Below are 23,530 nucleotides of genomic sequence, written 5' to 3' on the forward strand. Positions count from 1 at the left end.
CCCCTACTTAATGGATCTGAACTGAGCAACACTCACTGCGGCGTTTTGGCCGTCGGCAAGAGTTGCTCCTTGAACGGTATCTCAGCGGGTACGCTGATACCGCTGGCAAGCCACTGACTGCTCCACCCGAGAATCAGGTTCTTGGACCAGTCTGCGACCAATAGAAACTTTGGTACGAGCTGTGATTCTTTCCACCACCCGTCCTGCTGTACCGGCCCCAGGCTCAACAGCCCGACCGCCACGACCACCAGCAACACGCCACGCGCAGCGCCGAAGGCCATGCCGAGGAATCGATCGGTCCCGGATAACCCGGTGACACGTACCAACTCGCCGATAAGATAATTGATCATTGCGCCTACTATCAAAGTGGCGACAAACATGATGGCACAGCCCGCGATCACGCGAGCCGATGGCGTTTCGATGTATCCGGCGAGGTACTCGGACAATGAACCACCGAACATCCAGGCGACGACTCCTGCGATGATCCAGGTCACCAGCGATAATGCTTCCTTGACGAAGCCGCGGCTAAGACTGATCAATGCGGAGATGGCGACAATTGCAACGATCGCCCAATCAACCCAGGTAAATGGCACAGTGCAGCCTACAGACGGATAAGGCGGCGCATTTTAGCAGAGCGCATGCCTGTCGGTAAGCTGCGATTAGCAGTGCATTTCAATCGCAGCGATAGTTTTTAACCGCGCTCGGGCTGGAAACGCACCACAAAACCCTTGAGGTTCTGCTGGCGGCTCAACAAATCGCGCAAACGGTCGGCCTCGGCGCGCTCGATCAGCGGCCCGACAAATACCCGATTCTTGCCATCAGCGGTGCGAATGTAGGCGTTATAGCCCTGGGCTCGCAGGGATTTCTGCAGGCTTTCGGCACTGGCACGGTTCGACAGGCTGGCCAGTTGCACCGACCAGCTGACCGACAGGCCATTGGCATCGACGCGGCTTTGGCTGGTGTCCGGCTTGCCGGGCGTCGCCGTGATTGGCTGGGCCGGTGGCGTGCTTGGCTTGGCGGCCAATGCCGGCACGGGTGCCGGGGCTGGCGCGACTGGCTTGGCTGCCGGGGCCGGCGCAGGGGCGACGGGCACCACAGGGGCGATTGGCGTCGACGGCGCTTGCTGCTCGGCGATTTCTTCGTCGCTCGGCACCGGCTCCTGCGGCAGCACCTGAGGCTCAGGTACGACCACCGGCTCGATCTGCACCTGGGGCACCGAAGGCGCTTGCGGGGCAGCAGGCGCCTCGACAGTCACCTGGCGCTGCTCATCCTGACGGGAAAACAGCATCGGCAGGAAAATCACTGCCAGCGCGACCAGCACCAGGGCGCCGACCATGCGTTGTTTGTAAGCCTTATCCAGCAATGCCATTTGCCGCTTCCTCCGTGGAGCGCCGAGCCAACCACTCAAGGGCCTCGGCGACACAATAAAATGATCCGAACAACAGAATTTCGTCGTCGCTCGTCGCTCGTGCGCACTGCCCTTCCAGGGCTGCGGCCACGCTGGCATAGGACGTTACTGAAGCGCCAAGGTTCTGCAGCGCCTCTTCTAAATCAGCCACCGGGCGCGCCCGGGGCGAATCCAGCGGTGCAACCGCCCAATGCTCGACACTGGCATTCAACTGGCCAACGACACCGTCCAGATCCTTGTCCGCGAGCAAGCCGAACACTGCCAGACGCTTGCCGACTGGCGGACGACTGGACAGACGGCGAGCCAGGTATTCGGCCGCATGAGGATTATGCCCCACGTCGAGCAACAGGTGCAGACGTTTGCCCTGCCAGTCGAACGCCCGACGGTCGAGGCGCCCCACCACGCGAGTCGCCTTCAAGGCTTCAATGATCTGTGCCTCTACCCAAGGCAGACCCAGCAGCAGATAAGCCTGCAAGGCCAGCGCAGCGTTCTCCATCGGCAGCTCCAGCAGGGGCAGGTCCCGCAGTTCGACTACCCGGCCCTGGCTGTCAAGACCGCGCCATTGCCAGTGGTGATCGGTGACACCCAGGTCGAAGTCACGCCCACGCAGGAAAAACGGGCAGGCCAGCTCGCGGGCTTTGTCCAGCAGAGGTTGCGGAGGATCCAGATCGCCACAGAGCGCGGGGGCGCCCTGACGGAAGATGCCGGCTTTTTCGTAGGCCACGGACTCGCGGGTATCACCCAGGTAATCGGCGTGGTCGACGCCGATGCTGGTGACCAGCGCCATGTCCGCGTCCACCACGTTGACCGTATCCAGGCGCCCGCCCAGGCCGACCTCGAGCACCACGGCATCCAGCCCCGACTGCTGGAACAGCCAGAACGCCGCCAGGGTGCCCATTTCGAAATAAGTCAGGGAGGTATCGCCACGGCCTGCCTCGACTGCCGCGAAGGCCTGGCACAGCTCGGCGTCAGTCGCTTCGACGCCGTTGACCTGCACCCGCTCGTTGTAACGCAGCAGGTGCGGAGAATTGTAGACACCGACTTTAAGGCCCTGCGCGCGCAGCAATGAAGCCACGAACGCACAGGTAGACCCCTTGCCGTTGGTGCCGGTGACCGTGATCACCCGAGGCGCCGGCTTGCCCAGTCCCATGCGGGACGCTACCTGTTGCGAGCGCTCCAGCCCCATGTCGATGGCCGAAGGGTGCAACTGTTCCAGGTAGGCGAGCCACTCGCCAAGGGTACGTTGGGTCATATGTTGGCAGGCACCGGCGGAACCACGATTGGCTCGATTGGCGCGGCGACGAACTTCGGCGTCGGCAGGCCCATCATCTGTGCCAGCAGGTTGCCCAGGCGTGGACGCAGTTCCTGACGGTGAATGATCATGTCGATCGCACCGTGCTCCAGCAGGAATTCGCTGCGCTGGAAGCCTTCCGGCAGTTTTTCGCGCACGGTCTGCTCGATCACGCGCGGGCCGGCGAAGCCGATCAGGGCCTTTGGCTCGCCGACGATCACGTCGCCCAGCATCGCCAGGCTGGCGGAAACACCACCGTACACCGGGTCGGTCAGTACGGAGATGAACGGAATGCCTTCTTCACGCAGACGCGCCAGTACCGCGGAGGTCTTGGCCATTTGCATCAGGGAAATCAGCGCTTCCTGCATCCGCGCGCCACCGGAAGCGGCAAAGCAGATCATCGGGCATTTGTTTTCCAGGGCGTAGTTGGCGGCGCGAACGAAGCGCTCGCCCACGATGGCACCCATGGAACCGCCCATGAAGGAGAATTCGAACGCCGAAACCACCACCGGCATGCCCAGCAGGGTGCCGCTCATGGACACCAGCGCATCTTTCTCGCCGGTGGCTTTCTGGGCTGCGACCAGGCGGTCCTTGTACTTTTTGCCGTCGCGGAACTTGAGACGGTCCACTGGCTCCAGGTCAGCGCCCAGTTCGGCACGGCCTTCAGCGTCGAGGAAGATGTCGATGCGTGCGCGTGCGCCGATACGCATGTGGTGATTGCACTTTGGGCAAACATCCAGGGTCTTTTCCAGCTCCGGACGGTAAAGCACCGCCTCGCAAGATGGGCATTTGTGCCATAGACCTTCAGGCACCGAGCTCTTCTTGACCTCGGAACGCATGATCGAAGGGATCAGTTTGTCTACCAACCAGTTGCTCATGCTTTCTTTCTCCAGTACCGGCGGCTCGAACGCTTTGGTTCGCAGCCCCGCGTATGCCCTTGAGCTAAATTCATATGTGCGGCGATGATCCATGGATGGCCGGATCAGAGAATCGTGACCTGCGTACCACCCAAAAACCCTCAGCCATGCCTGTGGACGGCGGCAGTCTGCCAGCCGTCACATCAACGTGCCGCGTACCGCGTTGATGAATGCGTGAATCCTTGCGTGATCCTTGATGCCTTTGCTCTCTTCCACCCCGCCGCTGACGTCCACCGCGTAAGGCCGCACTCGGCTGACCGCCTCGGCGACGTTATCCGGTGTCAAGCCGCCCGCCAGGATGATCGGCTTGCTCAGGCCTTGGGGAATCAGAGACCAGTCGAACGCCTGCCCGGTTCCGCCCGGCACGCCTTCGACATAGGCATCGAGCAGAATACCGCTGGCGCTCGGAAATGCATTGCAGGCTGCCGCGATATCATCGCCGGCCTTGACCCGCAGCGCCTTGATATACGGTCGATGCCAGCCCTCACACTCGGCCGCGGTCTCATCGCCGTGGAATTGCAGCAGGTCCAGCGGCACGGCGTCGAGGATTTCCCCCAGCTCGCAGCGACTGGCGTTGACGAAAAGGCCAACGGTGGTCACGAACGGAGGCAGTGCCTGGATGATCGAGCGTGCCTGCTGAAAGGTAACGGCGCGCGGGCTCTTGGCATAGAACACAAAACCTATGGCATCCGCCCCCGCCTCGACCGCTGCCAGCGCATCCTCTAAGCGGGTGATCCCGCAAATCTTGCTGCGAACGGCTGACATGTCGATATAACCCCAAGCTAATTCTGGGAAAGTCCCGGATGGTAACAAATGCGTTCGAGGGCGTCAGCCGTCAAGTTCGGCGAAACCGGTAAGGAAGTGTGGGCCAATGTAACGCTCGGGCAACTGGAACTCGTCGCGGTATTCCACCTGCACCAGATACAGCCCGAACGGATGTGCTGTTACCCCGCCAGAGCGACGGATGCGGCTTTCCAGCACTTGCTTCATCCACTCCACCGGACGCTCGCCGGCGCCAATGGTCATCAACACGCCGGCAATGTTGCGCACCATGTGGTGCAGGAACGCGCTGGCACGGATGTCCAGCACGATCATCTTGCCGTGGCGAGTGACGCGCAGGTGGTGCAGTTCCTTGACCGGAGACTTGGCCTGGCACTGGCCGGCGCGGAAGGCGCTGAAGTCATGAGTGCCGACCAGGTATTGCGCCGCTTCGGCCATGCGTTCGACGTCCAGCGGCCGGTGGTTCCAGGTGATCTCTTCGTTCAGGTGGGCCGGGCGGATCTGATCGTTGTAGATAACGTAGCGATAGCGCCGGGCGATGGCCTTGAACCGCGCGTGAAAATGCGCAGGCATGACCTTGGCCCAGCTGACGCTGACGTCGTGGGGCAAGTTGATGTTGGCGCCCATGACCCAGGCTTTCATCGAGCGCTCGACCTGGGTGTCGAAGTGCACCACCTGGCCACAAGCGTGCACACCGGCATCAGTGCGCCCGGCGCAGAGCAGCGAGACTGGCGAGTTGGCGACTTTCGACAGGGCATTTTCCAGGGTTTCCTGCACGGTGAGCACACCGGATGCCTGGCGCTGCCAGCCGCGATAGCGCGAACCTTTGTACTCGACGCCCAGTGCGATGCGGAAAAAACCTTCAGGCACCATTTCGGCGGCCGGATTATCTATATTTGCCAAGGGTTGACAGCCTGCTGATGTGCGCAAAGGCGGGCATTATAAGGCTGTGGGACGGGGATGCCAGCCAAAGTCAAAAGATCGATCTTTTGATTTTCTTCCAACAACAAAAAACGGCAGCCTCAATGGCTGCCGCTGTTGTTCACGCCCTATTCATCAAACCAGCCGCGACAGCATGTCCTTCGCTTCGCTCTTCTGCCCGTCATCGCCTTCGCTCACGACCTCATTGAGGATATCGCGCGCACCATCGCTGTCGCCCATGTCGATGTAGGCCTGGGCCAGGTCGAGCTTGGTTGCGACTTCGTCGGTGCCCGAGAGGAAATCGAACTCGGGCTCGTCGTCTGCGGAAACCAGCGCGTCGTCGGCGGTAAAGGTCGGCGCGCTGATATCCCGGGACAGACGATCCAGTTCGGCGCTCAGGTCGTCCGGTTCGGCAGGCAAGGCTTCAGACGTACCCTGCGCATCCATCTCGTCAGCCAGCGACAGGTCGAAGTCATCCGGCAGTTCCAGGTCGTCCTGCGGCACTTCGGGAGTACCTGGCACGTCAGCGACAGGCAGGTCCTTGGCGCCTTCGTCCAGGTCCAGGAGGAAGTCATCCTCGGCCAGGATCGCCGGGGAGGTATCACCGCCGAGGTCCATGTCCAGATCGAAATCCGACAGGTCGTCGAGGTTTTCCTTGATCTCGGTCTGCTGTTGCAACACCGACTGGAAGCTCAGGTCATCGTCGGACGGGAATTCGTCCAGCTCACCGAGGGCATCCGGCTCAATTTCGGGTGCAACCACTGCTGGAGAGGCGGCTTCCAGGTCATCCAGGCTCAGGTCGAAGCTTTCGTCCAGCGCCTCATCAGCCACCGGCGCCGGCTCTGCGGCTGGTTCCTGTGGCTCGTCCAGCATCAGGTCCTTGACGTACTGCGCATCCATTTGCGCAGCCAGGGCTGCGGCAGCAATACCGCCTGCGGCGACCATCGCCATGGCCGGGAAGCGGCTTTTGAGCTGTTCGACCTGGGCGTAGTTATCGCCATTGGCTACCAGCTTGCGCTCCTGAGCGACGAAGGCTTCGCGATCGCCCTGCCGGCCGTAGATTTCCATCAGCTTGAGGCGCAAGTCGCTGCGCTGAGGCTCTTGCTTGATGCCGTCTTCCAGTAACGCGCCCGCCTGGTTGAACCGACCGGCGTTGATATGCGACTGAGCCCGGGGCAAGACGTCGTCGGAGTGCTCTGCAGCCGGCGAGATCAGTGGCGCTGCGATGGGTGGAGTAACGATCACCGGAGCGATTACCGGCGCGGGTGCGGGTGCAGGTGCTGGCGCCGGAGCCGGCTCTGGCATGGTCGCCATTTTCACGCTCGGCGGTGGAACTTCCAGGCCTTCGAAGCTGCTTTCCGGCAGATCGTGATCGACCGAGAACTCTTGCTCTTCGGACAAGGCGCGAGCCATGCGCAGGTGTTTCTCAGCTTCCTGCTGGGCCTTGCGGCGACGGGCCAGCAGCAACAGCAGGAGCAGCAGAACGATTGCCCCACCGCCAACCATGCCCAGAAGCCACGGGTTGGTCAGCAGGTCGTTGTATTTCTGCTCGTCCGTGGCAGTCGCTGGTGCAGGCTCGACCGGCTTGTCCTCGACCACCGGTGTAGCTTCGGGGGTCGCTGCGGGTGCTGGTGGCACGGTTTCTGGTGCCAGGCCCTGTTCCGGAGCAGTCACTGCAGGATCGGTGGCCAGTTCGGCGTTGATCGCCGGGGCAGCCGCCACATCCGCAGGCGCGTCCTGACCTCCTTCTGCCTGCAACTTGGCCAGCTGATTGTTCTTCAGTTCGATCAGCTTCTGCAGCTTGTCCAGCTGGCTCTGCAGATCGGCCATGCGGCTTTTCAGTTCTTCGTTGTCCCGACGGGTGGTGTCGAGGCTTTCCTGAGTCACCGCCAGCTTGTTGCTCAAATTCTTCGCGTCGCCCCCCGCGCCTTTCGCACCGGCCTTGCCGGCTTCGGCCGAGACCAGGCTGAGGTTATCCCGGGCAGCCTGCGTTGAAGGGGCGTCACCGCGAGGCCGATTGGTCGCGTCGAGCTGCTGCTGCCCGGCACCGGGCTGCGGCGCATAACGACGGCCCTGACGCCAGGCGGTGTTCTGCGCGGCGACTTCGGCGATGGCTTTGGATTGCGGCAGGCTGGTGCTCTGCGTCTGGTCTGGCAGACGCAGCACCTGCCCGGTTTTCAACCGGTTGATGTTGCCGTCGATAAACGCATCCGGGTTAAGCGCCTGGATCGCCAGCATCGTCTGCTGCACCGAACCGCCATTGCGCGCCTTCGCGGCGATTTCCCACAGGGTGTCGCGGCGAGTGGTGGTGTACTCGGTCGGCTTGGTCGCACCCGTGACCGGTGCGGTGACAGTTTGGCTCGGCGCTGGCTGCGCAGCGGCATCAGCGGCCTGCGGAGAGAACTTGGATGGGTCGAGCAATACGCTGTAGTCGCGCAGCAAGCGGCCGTTGGGCCACATGACCTGCACGAGGAATTTCACCATCGGCTCGGACAATGGCTTGCTCGACGTGACGCGCAGGATGCTTTTGCCGCCGGGGTTGAGCACCGGGGTAAAGGTCAGGTCGTTGAGAAACGCCTGGCGATCGACCCCGGCCTTGGCGAAATCTTCTGCCGAAGCAAGGCTAGGCACCACTTCGGCCGCTGTCAGCTCCTTGATATCGAGGAGCTCGATCTCCGCGACCAGCGGCTGGTTCAGGGTGGACTTCAGGGTCAACTCCCCGAGCCCGAGGGCATGCGCCATACCGGAGGACAGCGCCGAGGCGGCCGCTATTGCTAACACCAGTTTGCGAACTTGAACCATAGCCTCATCCTTAGTTTGAACCGCGCTGTCGACCACTGCGGGCAAGCATAGCGCCCGACAGCATTCAGTCGACAAATTATTGGCAAGTATCTTTTACGAAAGGTCTTTTATCAACAATTCGGCCACCTGCACTGCATTGAGGGCCGCACCTTTGCGTACGTTATCTGACGTCAGCCACAGATTTAGTTCCGACGGGTCGTCGATTCCCCGGCGAACCCGGCCGACATAGACAACGTCCTGCCCTACTGCGTCACCGACCGCAGTCGGGTAATCACCGGCCTCGACCAGCTCAATCCCCGGCGCATCTTCCAGGGCCGAGTTGACTTGCGCCAGATCGACCTCGCCTGCAGTCTGCAGGGTCACGCTATAGCTATCGCCGAAAAACACCGGGGCTTGAATGCAGGTGACGGAAATTTTCAACGAAGGCAGCGCCATGACCTGACGCACTTCGCGTACCAGGCGTTTTTCCAGCTGCGTGTGGCCCTGCTCGTCAGGCTTGCCGACCTGGGCCAGCAGGTTGAATGCCATCTGCCGATCAAAGAAGCTGGGCTCCAGAGGGCGCACATTGAGCAGCTCGGCGGTCTGCCGGGCCAACTCGGTGACGGCTTCGCGGCCCTGGGCTGACACAGCGAGGCAAGCGGTCAGATTAATGCGCTGCAGGTCGATAATGCCCAGCAAGGGTGCCAGCACCACGGCCAGCGTGGTGGCCGACGGGCTAGGGCTGCTGACCTGAAACGGAGTTTTCATCCCGTCGAGCAGGTGGGCGTTAGCTTCGGGCACCACTTGCGGAGCCTGATCGGCCGGCAAGGCGCCGGACAAGTCGATCACCGAGCACCCGGCAGCCGTGGCGCGCGATGCGAAACTGAGGGTGACAGCGGGGCCGGCGGCGAAGAACACCAGTTGGACCTTGCTGAAGTCGAACTCGTCGACTTCACGCACCCGCACGTTCTTGCCGCGAAACGGCACCGAATGCCCGGCTGACTCGCTGCTGGCGAGCAGGTGCAGGTTGCCCACCGGGAAGTCGCGCTCTTCGAGGATCTGCACCAGCGTTTCGCCGACCGTTCCGGTGGCGCCAATTACGGCAATATCAAAGGACTGGGTCATGGTGCTACCTCTGGCGGAACGGGGGGAGCGGCACTTTACCGGGTGGTGGGGGCGCAGGCAATTTCATAAAAAAACCCGCACCTCTTTCAAGGCACGGGCTCTTTGTTTACTTCAGTCGATCAACGCTCAAGCAGGATCCGCAGCATGCGACGCAGCGGCTCCGCGGCGCCCCACAACAGCTGGTCGCCCACGGTGAATGCGCCGACGAACTGCGAACCCATGTTCAGCTTGCGCAGACGGCCCACCGGTACATTCAGGGTGCCGGTGACCTTGGTCGGGCTCAGTTCCTGGATGCTGGCTTCACGGTTGTTCGGCACCAGCTTGACCCACGGGTTGTGCTGGCTGATCAGCCCTTCGATATCGGCGATCGGCACGTCTTTGTTCAGCTTGATGGTCAGCGCCTGGCTGTGGCAGCGCATGGCGCCGATGCGCACGCAGATGCCGTCCACCGGGATCGGGCTCTTGAAGCGACCGAGGATCTTGTTGGTCTCGGCCTGGGCTTTCCACTCTTCACGGCTCTGACCGTTCGGCAGTTCCTTGTCGATCCACGGGATCAGGCTGCCGGCCAGCGGTACGCCAAAGTTTTCGGTCGGGTACGCGTCGCTGCGCATCGCTTCGGCCACACGACGGTCGATGTCTAGGATCGCGCTTGCCGGGTCAGCCAGTTGATCGGCGACAGCGGCGTGGGTCGCGCCCATCTGCTTGATCAGCTCACGCATGTTCTGCGCGCCGGCACCGGAAGCCGCCTGATACGTCATGGCGCTCATCCACTCCACCAGGCCGGCTTCGAACAGGCCGCCCAGGCCCATCAGCATCAGGCTGACTGTGCAGTTGCCGCCGATGTAGTTCTTGGTGCCCGCATCGAGCTGCTGGTCGATGACCTTGCGATTCACCGGGTCCAGCACAATCACCGCGTCATCCTGCATGCGCAGGCTGGAAGCGGCGTCGATCCAGTAACCCTGCCAGCCGGCTTCGCGCAGTTTCGGGAAGACTTCGCTGGTGTAGTCGCCACCCTGGCAGGTCAGAATCACGTCGAGGGTCTTCAGCTCTTCAATGCTGTAAGCGTCCTTGAGCGGAGCAATGTCCTTGCCCACGGACGGGCCTTGGCCACCGACATTCGAAGTGGTGAAAAACACCGGCTCGATAAGATCGAAATCCTGCTCTTCCAGCATCCGCTGCATGAGCACGGAACCGACCATACCGCGCCAACCGATCAGACCTACACGTTTCATCGCAACTACACCTTCTTTAAAAAGTGGGCCGCTGCTTTCGAAGTTGAAAGTGGCAGCGGGCCCGAGAGATTACAGATTCCGCAGCGCGGCGACTACTGCGTCACCCATTTCCTGCGTTCCGACTTTAGTGCAACCGGTCGACCAGATGTCGCCGGTGCGCAGCCCCTGGTCCAGAACCAGGCTGACTGCTTTTTCGATGGCATCGGCCGCAACCTGCTGGTTGAAGCTGTAACGCAGCATCATCGACACCGACAGGATGGTCGCCAACGGGTTGGCAATGCCTTGGCCTGCGATGTCCGGCGCCGAACCGTGGCAAGGCTCGTACATGCCCTTGTTGTTGGTGTCCAGGGACGCCGATGGCAGCATGCCGATGGACCCGGTGAGCATCGACGCCTGGTCGGACAGGATGTCGCCGAACAGGTTGTCGGTGACGATCACGTCGAACTGCTTGGGTGCGCGCACCAGCTGCATGGCAGCGTTGTCGACGTACATGTGGCTCAGCTCGACTTCAGGGTAGTCCTTGGCCACTTGCTCGACGATTTCACGCCACAGCTGGCTGGATGCCAGAACGTTGGCCTTGTCCACCGAGCACAGCTTCTTGCCACGCACCATGGCCATGTCGAAACCGACACGGGCAATACGGCGGATTTCGCTTTCGCTGTATGGCAGGGTGTCGTAGGCCTGGCGCTCGCCGTTTTCTAGGGTGCGGGTGCCGCGTGGCGCGCCGAAGTAGATGCCGCCGGTCAGTTCGCGAACGATCAGGATATCCAGGCCCGCGACGATTTCCGGCTTCAGGCTCGAAGCCTCGGCCAGTTGCGGGTAGAGGATCGCCGGGCGCAGGTTGCCGAACAGGCCCAGTTGCGCACGGATTTTCAGCAGGCCGCGCTCAGGGCGGATGTCACGCTCGATGGTGTCCCATTTCGGGCCGCCCACGGCGCCCAGCAGCACAGCGTCGGCCGCGCGGGCACGCTCCAGGGTTTCGTCAGCCAGGGGTACGCCATGCTTGTCGATGGCAGCACCGCCGATCACGTCGTGGCTCAGCTCGAAACCCAGGTTGAACTTGTCGCTGGCCAATGCCAGGACCTTGACCGCTTCGGCCATGATTTCCGGGCCAATACCGTCACCTGGGAGAATCAGAATCTGCTTGCTCATGCTTTCCTCTTGTCATCAGTCGGTGCGCCCTTGGAGCACACCCGGAAAAATTCTATCGTTGCGTGACTCATTTTTCGGCGAACAGCACCAGCACGTCGGTGCTGAACGAACCATCGGCCTCAATCTCGAAATACTCGCGCACCTCGCTGCCCATCGCCTGCTGCAACTCGCGGATCGCGGCGCGCATCACCTGGGGTGTGCGCATGCGCTCAACCCAGCTGCTGTATTCCAGGCGCAGGCGTTGACGCGTGGTGCTGCGGGTGTGCAACCCTGCCTCGCTGACCTGGCGCAACCACTCGCCGGCGGAATAATCGCGCACATGGCTGGTGTCGCGCAGCACTTCAACGCTTTGCAGGTAAGTGTCGAACAACGGACTGCCCGGTGACAACACATCGATGAACGCGGCCACGCCACCCGGTTTCAGCACCCGCCGAACTTCCCGCAACGCCACACCGAGATCGCTCCAATGGTGCGCCGAGTACCGACTGAAGACGAATTCGAACTCGCCATCGGCAAACGGCAGGCGCTCGGCGGCACCATTGACCGTGGTGACATTGCCCAAACCACGATCGACAGCCGCGGCGGTGACCACATCGAGCATTTGCTGCGACAGGTCGTACGCCACTACTTCTTTCACCAGCGACGCCACGTGAAAGCTGACGTGGCCGGCGCCACAGCCAAGGTCCAGCACGCGGGCGTTGCCCTGCCCCGCCAATTCAGCCTGTAGCAAAGCGAATTCAGTGCCTTGAGCGTGCACGGCGCTGCTCAGATAGGCCGAGGCCTGTTCACCGAATTGCTTCTGGACTACCTGGCTGTGCTGGGCGGTGCTGGTCATGGGGACTTCCTTTTTGGGGTGAGTCTTTGTGTTGTTTATTCGGGCCTCATCGCGAGCAGGCTCGCTCCCACAGGGTTTTGTGAACGCCGCACATCCAATGTGGGAGCCAGCCTGCTGGCGATGGCGTCATCACGCCTTACGCAAACTTATGCGTCGCGAAACAACCAAGGCTGGCTCGCGCGGTGCTTGGCTTCAAAAGTCGCGATCGCTTCATGGTCCTGCAAGGTCAGGCCAATATCGTCCAGGCCATTGAGCAGGCAATGCTTGCGGAACGCATCGATCTCGAAGCTCAGCACCTTGCCATCCGGGCGAGTCACCGTCTGCGCTTGCAGATCAACCTGCAACTGGTACCCAGGGTTGGCCTCAACCTGCTGGAAAAGCTCATCGACTTCAGCGTCGCTCAAGATGATCGGCAACAAGCCATTCTTGAAGCTGTTGTTGAAGAAAATGTCGGCGTAGCTCGGCGCGATGATGCTGCGAAAGCCATATTCTTCCAGGGCCCACGGCGCGTGTTCACGGCTGGAGCCGCAACCGAAGTTCTCGCGGGCCAGCAGTACACTCGCGCCCTGATAACGTTCGGCGTTAAGCACGAAGTCCTTGTTCAACGGACGCTTGGAATTGTCCTGATACGGCTGCCCCACATCCAGGTAGCGCCATTCGTCGAACAGGTTCGGGCCGAAACCCGTGCGCTTGATCGACTTGAGAAACTGCTTCGGGATGATCTGATCGGTGTCGACGTTGGCACGATCCAGAGGCGCGACAAGTCCAGTGTGCTGGGTAAAAGCTCTCATTCTGCGCTCCTTTAGATCAATTCACGGACGTCGACGAAACGACCGTTTACTGCGGCGGCGGCGGCCATGGCCGGGCTCACCAGGTGGGTACGACCACCGGCACCCTGACGGCCTTCGAAGTTGCGGTTCGAGGTGGACGCGCAATGCTCGCCCGACTCCAAACGGTCCGGGTTCATCGCCAGGCACATCGAGCAGCCTGGCTCGCGCCATTCAAAACCGGCCTCGAGGAAAATCTTGTCCAGGCCTTCGGATTCAGCTTGCGCCTTCACCAGGCCCGAGCCCGGCACCACGATGGCCTGCTTGATGGTCGACGCCACTTTGCGGCCCTTGGCGATCACGGCAGCGGCGCGCAAATCTTCGATGCGCGAGTTGGTGCAGGAGCCGATGAACACGCGGTCCAGCTGGATATCAGTAATCGCCTGATTGGCAGTGAGGCCCATGTATTTCAAGGCGCGCTCGATGGAGCCGCGCTTGACCAGGTCCGGTTCCTGAGCCGGGTCTGGCACGTTTTGATCAACGGCCAGGACCATCTCCGGCGAAGTGCCCCAGCTGACTTGCGGCTTGATCTGCGTGGCATCGAGCTCGACGACGGTGTCGAACTTCGAGTCCGCGTCAGACACCAGGTCTTTCCACGCCTCGACAGCTAAGTCCCACTCCGCGCCTTTCGGAGCAAATGGACGGCCCTTGACGTAGGCCACGGTTTTTTCATCCGCCGCCACCAGGCCCACGCGTGCGCCGGCTTCAATGGACATGTTGCAGATGGTCATGCGCCCTTCAACCGACAGGTCGCGGATCGCGCTGCCAGCGAACTCGATGGCGTGGCCATTACCGCCGGCCGTGCCGATCTTGCCGATCACGGCGAGCACGATGTCCTTGGCCGTCACGCCGAACGGCAATTCGCCTTCGACCGACACCAACATATTTTTCATTTTCTGGGCGACCAGGCACTGGGTGGCGAGCACGTGCTCGACCTCGGAAGTGCCAATACCGTGAGCCAAAGCGCCGAATGCGCCGTGGGTCGAGGTGTGGGAGTCGCCGCAGACCACGGTCATGCCCGGCAAGGTGGCGCCCTGCTCCGGGCCGATGACGTGGACGATACCCTGGCGCACGTCGTTCATCTTGAACTCGACAATGCCGTATTCATCGCAGTTGTCGTCGAGGGTCTGAACCTGCAGACGCGAGACCTGGTCCGCAATCGCTTCGATGCCGCCCTTGCGCTCCGGCGTGGTCGGTACGTTATGGTCCGGGGTCGCGATATTGGCATCGATGCGCCAAGGCTTGCGCCCGGCCAGGCGCAGGCCTTCGAAGGCTTGCGGCGAGGTCACTTCATGGATGATGTGACGGTCGATGTAGATCAGCGCAGAACCATCGTCGCGCTGTTTGACCAAATGCGAATCCCAGAGCTTGTCGTAGAGCGTTTTGCCGGCCATCAGACGGTTTCCTCATCATTTGTTTCTATGCCCCGGGTTTTGAACGACTCAATAACCCTTTGGCTTGTGAGGTCGATCCTAGGGGGTTACATTAAATAACTCAAATTCATATTTTTTATGCTTTGGATAACCATCTGGAATACCGCAATGGACCTCGCCAACCTTAATGCTTTTATCGCGATTGCCGAGACCGGCAGCTTCTCTGGCGCGGGAGAACGACTGCACCTGACGCAACCGGCGATCAGCAAACGCATCGCCGGGCTGGAACAACAGTTGAAAGTGCGGCTGTTCGATCGGCTGGGCCGCGAAGTCGGCCTGACCGAAGCTGGCCGCGCCCTGTTGCCGCGGGCTTACCAGATTCTCAACGTGCTGGACGACACCCGCCGCGCCCTGACCAACCTGACCGGCGAAGTCAGCGGGCGCCTGACCCTGGCCACCAGCCACCACATCGGCCTGCACCGCCTGCCGCCTTTATTAAGGGAGTTCACCCGACGCTACCCGCAAGTAGCGCTGGATATTCAGTTCCTCGATTCGGAAGTGGCCTACGAAGAAATCCTCCATGGCCGCGCGGAACTGGCGGTCATCACCCTGGCCCCCGAACCTCACTCCCTGGTCAAAGCCACCCCGGTGTGGGACGACCCGCTGGATTTCGTGGTCGCACCGGAACATTCGCTGATCAGCAATGGCGCGGTGAGCCTGGCAGACATCGCTCTGCACCCGGCCGTGTTCCCCGGCGGCAACACCTTTACCCACCACATCGTCCAGCGCCTGTTCGAGGCTCAAGGGCTGACGCCGAACATCGCCATGAGCACCAACTACCTCGAAACCATCAAGATGATGGTGTCCATCGGCCTGGCCTGGAGCGTGTTGCCGCGCACCATGCTTGATGAGCAGGTGGCGCGCATCCCTTTGCCGGGCATACAGCTCACTCGCCAGCTAGGCTATATCCTGCACACAGAACGGACGCTGTCGAACGCGGCACGGGCTTTCATGGCTTTGCTGGACGCACAAATCGATCAGCCAGGGACACATGGCTAACTTGTGCTACTCCTATAGTGCCGCGAGACCCAGCGCCTAACGCCCTATTCAGTCTAAGGCTTGCCAATGCCGAAATCTGTTGACCGTATTCCGCCGATGCCGCGTATCCAGGCGCTGGACCCCAAACGGTCCGAGCAAAGTTGGGAAAGCGCGCCACAGTTGCTCGCGGCCCTCAACGGTGCCCGCCTGGGCGCCTGGTATTGGGACATCGAGCGTGGGCAGATCAGTTGGTCGCGGGGTACCCAGGCGCTGTTTGGCTTCGACCCCCATACGCCGCTGCCCGCCGACCTGGAATACCTCGACCTGCTGCCGCCGGAAGACCGGGCAAAAACCGTGCGCGCCTTCCATGCAGTGATCGCCGGCGCGCCGCTGGAACAGGCGATGCACCACCGCATTCGCTGGCCCGATGGCAGCCTGCACTGGCTGGAGATCAATGGCAGCGTGCTGCCAGACAAGGACGGCCGCCCGCGAATGATCGGCGTGATCCGCGAAATCACCCACCAGCGCCAGCGCGAACAGGCCCTGAGCAGCTCGGAGAAACGTTTCGCGACGCTGTTTCACCTGTGCCCGAACATGGTGCTGCTGACCCGCCAGGAAGACGGCCTGATCACCGAGGCCAACCAGTATTTTGAAAGCCTGTTCGGCTGGCCGGTACAGAACGCCATCGGCCGAACCACCCTGGAGCTGGGCCTCTGGGTGCATCCCGAGCAGCGCGAGCGACTGGTCAAGGCGACCAAGGCCAAAGGTGAACTCATCAGCATGGAGGTGCAGTTTCGCGCCAGCAACGGGCAGATCCACGACGGCATTCTCAGCGCGCAGAAGGTCGAACTCGAAGGCCAACCCTATCTGCTCAGCACCTTCCTCGACACCACCGAACGCAAAGCCGCCGAGCTCGCCCTCAAAGACAGCCAGGAGCGCCTGGACCTGGCGCTGGATTCGGCGCAACTGGGTACCTGGGATTGGCACATCCCCAGCGGCATGCTCTATGGCTCGGCACGCGCTGCGCAGTTGCACGGGTTGGAGGCAATCCCTTTCCACGAGTCCTTCGACGAGTTTTTCGAAGGCGTACCCGATGAAGAGCGCGGCAGCATGCGCGACGCCTACCGCAGCTTGCGCGAGGGCCCGGCCGGCAATTATCAGCTGACCTACCGGGTGCAACTGGCCGACGGAAGCTCGCGCTACCTGGAAAGCCGCGCGCGGCTGTACCGCGACGAAAACGGTGCCCCGCTGCGCATGGCCGGCACCCTGCTCGACATCACTGATCAGGTGGAGCGTGAGCAACAGCTGGTAGCGTCGGAAGAGAAATTTGCCAGCCTGTTCCAGGTCAGCCCCGATCCAATTTGCGTCACTCGCCAGGACAGCGGCCAGTTCATCGAGATCAACTCCAGCTTCACCCAGGCATTTGGCTGGAGCGCCACCGATGTGATCGGGCACAGCGCCGACGAAATCGGCCTGTGGGACGCCTCGGCGAAAAGCCTGCACCGCATTGAACAGGTGATCCGCGAACAGGGCCTGAGTAACGTGGCCATCCAGGTCCAGCACAAAGATGGGCATTCGCTCACCTGTGTGATCTCCAGCCGCCAGATCAGTGTCAGCGACCATCCCTGCGTGGTCACCACCCTGCGCGACATCACCCAGCAGCAGCGGTCTGAAGCGGCACTCAAGGCCAGCGAAGAGAAATTTGCCAAGGCGTTCCACTCCAGCCCGGACGCCATCACCATCACCGAGCGCGACACCGGACGTTACCTGGAGGTCAACGACGGCTTCTGCCGCCTCACCGGCTACCAGGCCGATGAAGTCGTCGGGCGCACGGTGTATCAGGTCGGCATCTGGGCCGAGGAGAAACAGCGCTCCTCACTGCTGGCCGAACTGCAGCTCAACGGCCGGGTGCATCACCAGGAAATGCTCGGGCGCAACAAGCGCGGCGAGTTGCTCACCGTTGAAGTGTCGGTAGAGCCCATCACCCTCAACGAAACCGCCTGCCTGCTGCTGACCGCCCGGGACGTCAGCCTGCTGAAAAACGCCGAGGCGCAGATTCGCCACCTGGCCTACCACGACCCACTGACCAACCTGCCCAACCGCGCATTGCTGATGGACCGCCTGAGCCAGCAGATCGCCCTGCTCAAGCGCCACAACCTGCGCGGCGCCCTGCTGTTTCTCGACCTCGACCACTTCAAGCACATCAATGATTCCCTCGGGCATCCCGTGGGCGACACCGTACTGAAAATCATCACCGCGCGCCTCGAAGCCAGCGTGCGCATGGAAGACACCGTGGCACGCCTGGGGGGTGACGAGTTCGTGGTGCTGCTCAGCGGCCTGGAAGGTTCGCGCGAGGAGGTCAGCACCCAGGTGCGCAGCCTGGCTGACACCCTGCGCGAACTGCTGTCGGAGCCCATGTTCCTCGACGGACAACGTCTGCAAGTCACACCCAGCATCGGCATCGCACTGATTCCCGATCACGGCTCGACCCCCACCGACCTGCTCAAGCGCGCCGACATCGCCCTGTACCGGGCCAAGGACTCAGGCCGCAATACCGCGCAGATGTACCACAACACCATGCAAAAGGCCGCCAGCGAACGCCTGCGCATGGAAACCGACCTGCGCCTGGCGCTGTCGCGCAACGAATTTCGCGTGCACTTCCAGCCCCAGATCGACGCCCGGGACAATCGCATCGTCGGCGCCGAGGCGCTGGTGCGCTGGAATCACCCCGCACTGGGCGCCCAGTCACCCAGCGAGTTCATCAAGGTGCTGGAGGACAGCGGACTGATCCTGGAGGTCGGCAGCTGGATCATCGACGAAGCCTGCCGCGCATTCCAGCACCTGATGGCCGAAGGTCTGATCGACCCGCTCGACTTCAGCCTGTGCGTCAACATCAGCCCGCGCCAATTTCGCCAGAACGACTTCGTCGAACGCGTCGAACACAGCCTGCGCAGCCACGGCCTGCCCTGCTCGCTGCTGAAACTGGAAATCACCGAAGGCATCGTCATTCAGAACCTGGAAGACACCATCAGCAAGATGTGCCGCCTGAAGAAACTCGGCGTGAGCTTCGCCATGGACGATTTTGGCACCGGCTACTCGTCCCTGACCTACCTCAAGCGCCTGCCGGTCGACACCCTGAAAATCGATCAGTCCTTCATCCGCGACGCCACCACCGACCCCAACGACGCCGAAATCATCCGTGCCATCGTCGCCATGGCCCGCAGCCTGGGGTTGAAGGTGATCGCCGAAGGGGTGGAAACCCTGGAGCAGCTGGAGTTTCTGCAGGGACTGGGGTGTTATTTTTACCAAGGGTATCTGCACAGCCGGCCGTTGCCGGTGGAAGCCTTCCAAAAGCTCCTTCAATAACCGCTGAACGTGTAGGAGCTGCCGCAGGCTGCGAACTTTTGATCTTGGCCTGCCAAAAAATCAAAAGATCGCAGCCTGCGGCAGCTCCTACGGGGGAACGCGCATAAAAAAGGGCGCCAATGGCGCCCTTTTCATTGCTCGGCCTTAGTGCTGCAAAGCCGGCTTTTCCATCCCGTTGATCGGGATGCGTTTGGCTTTCGCCTCCTCCGGAATCACCCGCAGCAAATCAATGCTCAGCAACCCGTTACGCAGGTCAGCGGCCTTGATTTCGATGTGATCCGCCAGGCGGAACGACAGCTTGAAAGCACGTTGGGCGATGCCCTGGTGCAGGAAGGTCACGCCTTCGGTAGCGTCGCGTTTGCCGCCACTGATGGTCAGCACGCCCTTCTCGACTTGCAGGTCCAGGTCTTCTTCCTGGAACCCGGCTGCGGCGACCACGATGCGGTATTGGTCGTCACCGTGTTTTTCCACGTTGTAGGGCGGATAGGTGCTGCCTGGCTCATTGCGCAGGGCGGTTTCGAACAGGTCGTTAAAACGGTCGAAGCCTACCGAGGAACGGAACAGTGGGGCCAGGGAAAATGCAGTACTCATGATTCAAATCTCCTGAAAACAATCAGCAAGGTTTATGTCTCCGCGACCCGAATTCGGCATCGCGTACCCCTTAGATAGGGACCGCTGATTACATTTCAAGAGATTATCTGAAGATTTTTTTCAGGCCGCTTCGGACACCTGAAGACCCAGTAAACGCGAGACATTATCCAGCTCTGTCTCGCGGCGCAGCACCGTAAACAGCTCGATCGCTTCCGGATAATTGCGGGTCAGCATTGCCAGCCACTGCTTCAAACGCCCCGGCGATTGGCGCGCTGTCATTTGCGCCTTGGCTTGCAGCCAAAAGTCCTGGATCAACGGCAACAACTCGGCCCAGGTCATTTCTACCACCTCCTCACCCGCCCGCGCCGCCGCGATTTGCCGCGCCAGGTCCGGGCGCGAGACAAGACCGCGACCGAGCATGATGTCTTCGACGCCGCTGATTTCGCGGCAACGACGCCAGTCTTCGACATCCCAGATATCGCCGTTGGCAAACACCGGCACCTTGACCACCTCTTGCACCCGCGGGATCCACTCCCAGTGGGCCGGTGGCTTGTAGCCATCGGTCTTGGTGCGCGCATGCACGACGATATGCGCCGCGCCACCTTCGGCCAGCGCGGTGGCGCAGACCAGCGCGCCGTCGGGGCTGTCGAAGCCCAGGCGCATTTTTGCGGTCACAGGAATGTGCGCCGGCACCGCGCGGCGCACGTGCTCGACGATCTGGTTGAGCAGTTCCGGCTCCTTGAGCAATACCGCGCCACCGCGGGACTTGTTCACGGTCTTGGCCGGGCAGCCGAAGTTCAGGTCGATCACCTCGGAACCCAATTCGCAAGCGAGCGCGGCATTTTCTGCCAGGCACACAGGGTCCGAGCCGAGCAATTGCACGCGCAGCGGCACGCCAGAGGCCGTGCGCGCTCCGGTCAGCAATTCAGGGCCGAACTTGTGGAAATAGGCAGGCGTGAGCAGCTGGTCGTTGATGCGGATGAACTCGGTCACACACCAATCGATACCACCGACACGAGTGAGCACGTCCCGCAGGATGTTGTCGACCAACCCCTCCATGGGCGCCAAGGCAATTTGCATGAAAAACACACTCTACGAAAAACGTGCGGCAGTTTACTGGTTTCGGCTGAGAGAAGGTATTTCGTCAGGCCGGACGGTGTTGATTGTGCCGACGCTTTCGCGGGCAAGCCACGCTCCCACAGGTCTTGGGTCGTTCACACAAAAGATGAACGACCCAAGACCTGTGGGGGCGTGGCTTGCCCGCGAAGGGGTCGCTTAGATCGCGACTTGCAACGCCGGGCCATAGCCGTCGATGAACTCCGCTGGCATGCGCTTGGGCTTGCCCGTGGAGAGTTCGATGCACACGAAAGTGGTCTGCGCACGCAGCAGCGTGGTGTTGTCGCTCGGGCGCTTGAGCTGGAAGTGCCGAGTCATTTTCAGGCGTTGGTCCCAGTCGACGATCCAGGTCGCCAATTGCAAGCCGTCGCCTTCGTAGGCGGCCGCCAGGTAATCGATTTCGTGCCGCACCACCGCCATTGCCCGATCCAGGCGTCGATACTCGACCAGGTCCAGGCCCAGGCGCTGGGAGTGGCGCCAGGCGCAGCGTTCGAGCCAGGTGACATACACCGCGTTATTCGCGTGCCCCAGCCCGTCGATGTCCTCAGCGCCCACTTCCAGGTCAATGATGAACGGCGTTGCCCAATCCCAGCCCATGCCCCACTCCAGTCAGATAGTCACCTGGGCAGTGTAACGGATGCTCAGGCCGATTGGCGCGATTGCAGGCTGCGGCCCGCCAGCAGTGACAGCACGCCATCAATGACTCGTGGGTCGGCCAGCACCCGCTGATGACCGCCTTCTTCAAGGCGCAGCAGACGGCTGTCGAACCAGGCCTCGTTGATCAGCTGGGACTCCTTGACCGAGACCAGACGGTCATCTTCGGCATGCACGATCAGCCCGGGCATATCGAGCTGATAGTGCGCGACATCCAGCGTCGCGGCGCGCATGCCGACGTCTTGCTCGACCTGGCGAATGAACGCCGAACGGGCCTTGGGCGGCAGGCCCACATACCGGGCAAATCCGCGCAAAACGCCGAGTATTCGCGATGGCGCGGCAATGGTCACCAGGGTTTCGGTACGCAGACCCAACTGCACTGCCAGCATCGCACTGGCGCCGCCCATGGAGTGGCCGATCACGGCTTGCAGCGGCGGCAGCTCGGCGGCGGCTTCAAGCATGGCGCGGGCGAACAGGACAACATTCGCTTCGCTGCCCGGCGAGCGCCCGTGGGCGGGACCGTCGAGGGCGACCACGGTGTAGCCGGCGTCCACCAGTGCGTTAATCATGCTGGCGAACTGGGTTGGGCGCCCTTCCCAGCCATGCATCAGCAAGACCGTCGGCCCTTTTCCCCAGCGCAGTGCCGAGAGACCGAAGCGCAAGGTGATGCGCTCCGACCTGGCCAGCAAGGGCAGCTCCCAATCCCGCGGGGGCAGCTCTCGCGGAGTCATGAACGCCAGTCGCATCCTGCTTGCGACCAGTTGAGGGGCAAACCAGCCCAAAGTGCCGTTGACGCCACGAACCCACTTTAACCCGCTCATCGCTCTCACTCCCCAGGCCCAGGCCTTCAGGTCATAGCACCGCCGATTTGGCGGCGCGCAACAGTCGATCGGATAATTCTCCTGGCCCCAGCGCCCGCGCCAGTGCCAGGCCACCCACCATCAAGGCCATGTCGGCCAGGGCCTTGTCGGTTTCTTCCGGGCTGGCCGCCAACTGCGCGACCATCATTTCCACGTGCTCATTCAAGGCCACCCGAAACTCATCGGGCAGCCGGCCCAACTCGCCGACGGACGCCGGGATTGGGCACGCGGAGTCAGACGAATCGCGGTGCTTGCGTGACAGGTAGAACGCGGCCACCAGGGCGCGGCGCTCTTCGCCGGTCAGTTCGGTGTCCATGTCGGCGATCAGGCCACGACGGTGACCCAGCAACTGCTTGAACGCTTCCAGCATCATTGCGTCCTTGCTTTCGAAGTGCGCATAGAAGCCGCCAACCGTCAGGCCGGCTGCGCCCATCACTTCGCCCACGCTCGGTTCGGCCGGGCCGCGCTGGATCAGCGCTGCACTGGCGGCCTTGAGAATGCGTTCGCGGGTTTGAGCTTTTTTATCGTTCATCGTTGCCTCCGAATATTACGACTAGAATATTATTCTCATAATAATTTTCCGCAAGTCGTGGATGTGACCGCTGGTCTGAAGATCAGTTTGAGGTAGAGAGGGGGATTTGGCCAAACGCCAGACAAACAAAAGGGCCATTCAATAATTGAATGACCCTTATAAAATCCCGCAGAGCGGGTAATCGTGGCGTCCCCTAGGGGACTCGAACCCCTGTTACCGCCGTGAAAGGGCGGTGTCCTAGGCCACTAGACGAAGGGGACGCAAAACCTTCTATACAACTGATCAGTGCTGAGTACTGATCGATTCAAGGCCGGTGTGGCCAGACCTTGAACTGTAAAATTGGTGGAGCTTAGCGGGATCGAACCGCTGACCTCCTGCATGCCATGCAGGCGCTCTCCCAGCTGAGCTAAAGCCCCGGATTTTTCGCCTCGCGGCGGAGTGACGTCTTGCAACATCACTTCTGTAAAACTGGCGTCCCCTAGGGGACTCGAACCCCTGTTACCGCCGTGAAAGGGCGGTGTCCTAGGCCACTAGACGAAGGGGACGTAAACCCTTCTATACAACAGATCAACGCAGAGTGTTGATCGCTCCAAGGCCGGTGTGGCCAGACCCTGAAGTGTAAATTGGTGGAGCTAGACGGGATCGAACAGTCGACCTCTTGCATGCCATGCAAGCGCTCTCCCAGCTGAGCTATAGCCCCACATCGCTGAGGACGGGGCGAATCTTAATGG

20 protein-coding genes and 4 tRNA genes are annotated in these 23,530 nt (G+C 61.6%); 2 read left to right on the plus strand and 22 right to left on the minus strand.

The features are described from left to right. Positions 1 to 32: 32 nt before the first annotated feature. The 13 genes from UB23_RS03505 to leuC all read right to left on the minus strand — a co-directional run bounded on the left by UB23_RS03505 (position 33) and on the right by leuC (position 14,663). A complete protein-coding gene (locus UB23_RS03505; RefSeq protein ID WP_045057940.1) occupies positions 33 to 593 on the minus strand; it encodes a CvpA family protein in 561 nt (186 codons plus the stop codon). A 98-nt stretch (positions 594 to 691) separates the two neighbouring features. Next, positions 692 to 1,369 carry an SPOR domain-containing protein gene (locus UB23_RS03510; protein ID WP_045057941.1) on the minus strand — a complete coding sequence of 226 codons (678 nt, stop codon included), beginning with the start codon at positions 1,367 to 1,369 and terminating at the stop codon, positions 692 to 694. After that, positions 1,353 to 2,660: a bifunctional tetrahydrofolate synthase/dihydrofolate synthase gene (gene folC, locus UB23_RS03515; protein WP_045057942.1), complete on the minus strand. Its 1,308-nt coding sequence runs from the start codon at positions 2,658 to 2,660 to the stop codon at positions 1,353 to 1,355. Before folC ends, UB23_RS03510 begins: the two co-directional genes overlap by 17 nt. Further along, on the minus strand, positions 2,657 to 3,577 hold the full coding sequence (gene accD / locus UB23_RS03520; protein WP_045057943.1) for an acetyl-CoA carboxylase, carboxyltransferase subunit beta: 921 nt from the start codon (positions 3,575 to 3,577) through the stop codon (positions 2,657 to 2,659). Before accD ends, folC begins: the two co-directional genes overlap by 4 nt. Positions 3,578 to 3,754: 177 nt before the next feature. Next, positions 3,755 to 4,381 carry a phosphoribosylanthranilate isomerase gene (locus tag UB23_RS03525; RefSeq protein ID WP_045057944.1) on the minus strand — a complete coding sequence of 209 codons (627 nt, stop codon included), beginning with the start codon at positions 4,379 to 4,381 and terminating at the stop codon, positions 3,755 to 3,757. A 63-nt stretch (positions 4,382 to 4,444) separates the two neighbouring features. Further along, on the minus strand, positions 4,445 to 5,269 hold the full coding sequence (gene truA, locus UB23_RS03530) for a tRNA pseudouridine(38-40) synthase TruA (protein ID WP_045057945.1): 825 nt from the start codon (positions 5,267 to 5,269) through the stop codon (positions 4,445 to 4,447). 183 nt (positions 5,270 to 5,452) lie between these two features. Further along, complete coding sequence (locus UB23_RS03535) at positions 5,453 to 8,119, minus strand: FimV/HubP family polar landmark protein (protein WP_045057946.1); 2,667 nt, start codon at positions 8,117 to 8,119, stop codon at positions 5,453 to 5,455. A 93-nt stretch (positions 8,120 to 8,212) separates the two neighbouring features. After that, positions 8,213 to 9,223 (minus strand): aspartate-semialdehyde dehydrogenase, encoded by a 1,011-nt coding sequence (locus tag UB23_RS03540; RefSeq protein WP_045057947.1) that lies wholly within the window; start codon positions 9,221 to 9,223, stop codon positions 8,213 to 8,215. Between the two features lie 119 nt (positions 9,224 to 9,342). After that, the gene (asd, locus tag UB23_RS03545; RefSeq protein ID WP_045057948.1) at positions 9,343 to 10,455 is read right to left on the minus strand and encodes an aspartate-semialdehyde dehydrogenase; all 1,113 of its coding nucleotides are present in this window, start codon (positions 10,453 to 10,455) and stop codon (positions 9,343 to 9,345) included. Between the two features lie 69 nt (positions 10,456 to 10,524). Then, entirely contained in the window at positions 10,525 to 11,607 is a 1,083-nt protein-coding gene (leuB, locus tag UB23_RS03550; RefSeq protein ID WP_045057949.1) for a 3-isopropylmalate dehydrogenase, read from the minus strand. 67 nt (positions 11,608 to 11,674) lie between these two features. Beyond that, the gene (locus tag UB23_RS03555; protein WP_045057950.1) at positions 11,675 to 12,442 is read right to left on the minus strand and encodes a class I SAM-dependent methyltransferase; all 768 of its coding nucleotides are present in this window, start codon (positions 12,440 to 12,442) and stop codon (positions 11,675 to 11,677) included. Between the two features lie 146 nt (positions 12,443 to 12,588). After that, complete coding sequence (leuD, locus tag UB23_RS03560; protein ID WP_045057951.1) at positions 12,589 to 13,233, minus strand: 3-isopropylmalate dehydratase small subunit; 645 nt, start codon at positions 13,231 to 13,233, stop codon at positions 12,589 to 12,591. Between the two features lie 11 nt (positions 13,234 to 13,244). Then, complete coding sequence (gene leuC / locus UB23_RS03565; protein ID WP_045057952.1) at positions 13,245 to 14,663, minus strand: 3-isopropylmalate dehydratase large subunit; 1,419 nt, start codon at positions 14,661 to 14,663, stop codon at positions 13,245 to 13,247. 147 nt (positions 14,664 to 14,810) lie between these two features. Between leuC and UB23_RS03570 the strand changes: the two genes are divergently transcribed. Beyond that, positions 14,811 to 15,701, plus strand: a complete 891-nt coding sequence (locus UB23_RS03570; protein WP_045057953.1) for a LysR family transcriptional regulator — start codon at positions 14,811 to 14,813, stop codon at positions 15,699 to 15,701. Positions 15,702 to 15,767: 66 nt separating this feature from the next. Then, positions 15,768 to 19,046, plus strand: coding sequence for an EAL domain-containing protein (locus tag UB23_RS03575; RefSeq protein ID WP_045057954.1), 3,279 nt, complete (start codon positions 15,768 to 15,770; stop codon positions 19,044 to 19,046). A 144-nt stretch (positions 19,047 to 19,190) separates the two neighbouring features. Here UB23_RS03575 and UB23_RS03580 read toward each other — a convergent pair whose 3' ends face one another. The 9 genes from UB23_RS03580 to UB23_RS03620 all read right to left on the minus strand — a co-directional run bounded on the left by UB23_RS03580 (position 19,191) and on the right by UB23_RS03620 (position 23,499). Continuing rightward, complete coding sequence (locus tag UB23_RS03580) at positions 19,191 to 19,637, minus strand: Hsp20 family protein (protein WP_045057955.1); 447 nt, start codon at positions 19,635 to 19,637, stop codon at positions 19,191 to 19,193. A gap of 120 nt (positions 19,638 to 19,757) precedes the next feature. Then, positions 19,758 to 20,717: a tRNA dihydrouridine synthase gene (locus UB23_RS03585; RefSeq protein ID WP_045057956.1), complete on the minus strand. Its 960-nt coding sequence runs from the start codon at positions 20,715 to 20,717 to the stop codon at positions 19,758 to 19,760. Between the two features lie 195 nt (positions 20,718 to 20,912). After that, on the minus strand, positions 20,913 to 21,350 hold the full coding sequence (locus UB23_RS03590) for an acyl-CoA thioesterase (protein WP_045057957.1): 438 nt from the start codon (positions 21,348 to 21,350) through the stop codon (positions 20,913 to 20,915). A gap of 44 nt (positions 21,351 to 21,394) precedes the next feature. Then, positions 21,395 to 22,228, minus strand: a complete 834-nt coding sequence (locus UB23_RS03595) for an alpha/beta fold hydrolase (RefSeq protein WP_045057958.1) — start codon at positions 22,226 to 22,228, stop codon at positions 21,395 to 21,397. 31 nt (positions 22,229 to 22,259) lie between these two features. Further along, the gene (locus tag UB23_RS03600; RefSeq protein ID WP_045057959.1) at positions 22,260 to 22,799 is read right to left on the minus strand and encodes a TetR/AcrR family transcriptional regulator; all 540 of its coding nucleotides are present in this window, start codon (positions 22,797 to 22,799) and stop codon (positions 22,260 to 22,262) included. A 184-nt stretch (positions 22,800 to 22,983) separates the two neighbouring features. Further along, positions 22,984 to 23,059 (minus strand) — tRNA-Glu (locus tag UB23_RS03605). 80 nt (positions 23,060 to 23,139) lie between these two features. Further along, a tRNA-Ala gene (locus UB23_RS03610) sits at positions 23,140 to 23,215 on the minus strand. 53 nt (positions 23,216 to 23,268) lie between these two features. Further along, positions 23,269 to 23,344: transfer RNA gene (locus tag UB23_RS03615), tRNA-Glu, on the minus strand. Between the two features lie 79 nt (positions 23,345 to 23,423). Further along, a tRNA-Ala gene (locus UB23_RS03620) sits at positions 23,424 to 23,499 on the minus strand. Between the last annotated feature and the right edge of the window lie 31 nt (positions 23,500 to 23,530).

Source organism: Pseudomonas sp. ES3-33 (genome assembly GCF_000952175.1).
Taxonomy (GTDB): Bacteria; Pseudomonadota; Gammaproteobacteria; order Pseudomonadales; family Pseudomonadaceae; genus Aquipseudomonas; species Aquipseudomonas gregormendelii.

What these genes read in the sequence shown, in the direction of transcription:
- UB23_RS03510 (WP_045057941.1), bottom strand. Translation starts at nt 1,369, where the DNA reads ATGGCATTGCTGGATAAGGCTTACAAACAACGCATGGTCGGCGCCCTG.
- folC (WP_045057942.1), bottom strand. Translation starts at nt 2,660, where the DNA reads ATGACCCAACGTACCCTTGGCGAGTGGCTCGCCTACCTGGAACAGTTG.
- accD (WP_045057943.1), bottom strand. Translation starts at nt 3,577, where the DNA reads ATGAGCAACTGGTTGGTAGACAAACTGATCCCTTCGATCATGCGTTCC.
- UB23_RS03525 (WP_045057944.1), bottom strand. Translation starts at nt 4,381, where the DNA reads ATGTCAGCCGTTCGCAGCAAGATTTGCGGGATCACCCGCTTAGAGGAT.
- truA (WP_045057945.1), bottom strand. Translation starts at nt 5,269, where the DNA reads ATGGTGCCTGAAGGTTTTTTCCGCATCGCACTGGGCGTCGAGTACAAA.
- UB23_RS03535 (WP_045057946.1), bottom strand. Translation starts at nt 8,119, where the DNA reads ATGGTTCAAGTTCGCAAACTGGTGTTAGCAATAGCGGCCGCCTCGGCG.
- UB23_RS03540 (WP_045057947.1), bottom strand. Translation starts at nt 9,223, where the DNA reads ATGACCCAGTCCTTTGATATTGCCGTAATTGGCGCCACCGGAACGGTC.
- asd (WP_045057948.1), bottom strand. Translation starts at nt 10,455, where the DNA reads ATGAAACGTGTAGGTCTGATCGGTTGGCGCGGTATGGTCGGTTCCGTG.
- leuB (WP_045057949.1), bottom strand. Translation starts at nt 11,607, where the DNA reads ATGAGCAAGCAGATTCTGATTCTCCCAGGTGACGGTATTGGCCCGGAA.
- UB23_RS03555 (WP_045057950.1), bottom strand. Translation starts at nt 12,442, where the DNA reads ATGACCAGCACCGCCCAGCACAGCCAGGTAGTCCAGAAGCAATTCGGT.
- leuD (WP_045057951.1), bottom strand. Translation starts at nt 13,233, where the DNA reads ATGAGAGCTTTTACCCAGCACACTGGACTTGTCGCGCCTCTGGATCGT.
- leuC (WP_045057952.1), bottom strand. Translation starts at nt 14,663, where the DNA reads ATGGCCGGCAAAACGCTCTACGACAAGCTCTGGGATTCGCATTTGGTC.
- UB23_RS03570 (WP_045057953.1), top strand. Translation starts at nt 14,811, where the DNA reads ATGGACCTCGCCAACCTTAATGCTTTTATCGCGATTGCCGAGACCGGC.
- UB23_RS03575 (WP_045057954.1), top strand. Translation starts at nt 15,768, where the DNA reads ATGCCGAAATCTGTTGACCGTATTCCGCCGATGCCGCGTATCCAGGCG.
- UB23_RS03580 (WP_045057955.1), bottom strand. Translation starts at nt 19,637, where the DNA reads ATGAGTACTGCATTTTCCCTGGCCCCACTGTTCCGTTCCTCGGTAGGC.
- UB23_RS03585 (WP_045057956.1), bottom strand. Translation starts at nt 20,717, where the DNA reads ATGCAAATTGCCTTGGCGCCCATGGAGGGGTTGGTCGACAACATCCTG.
- UB23_RS03590 (WP_045057957.1), bottom strand. Translation starts at nt 21,350, where the DNA reads ATGGGCTGGGATTGGGCAACGCCGTTCATCATTGACCTGGAAGTGGGC.
- UB23_RS03595 (WP_045057958.1), bottom strand. Translation starts at nt 22,228, where the DNA reads ATGAGCGGGTTAAAGTGGGTTCGTGGCGTCAACGGCACTTTGGGCTGG.
- UB23_RS03600 (WP_045057959.1), bottom strand. Translation starts at nt 22,799, where the DNA reads ATGAACGATAAAAAAGCTCAAACCCGCGAACGCATTCTCAAGGCCGCC.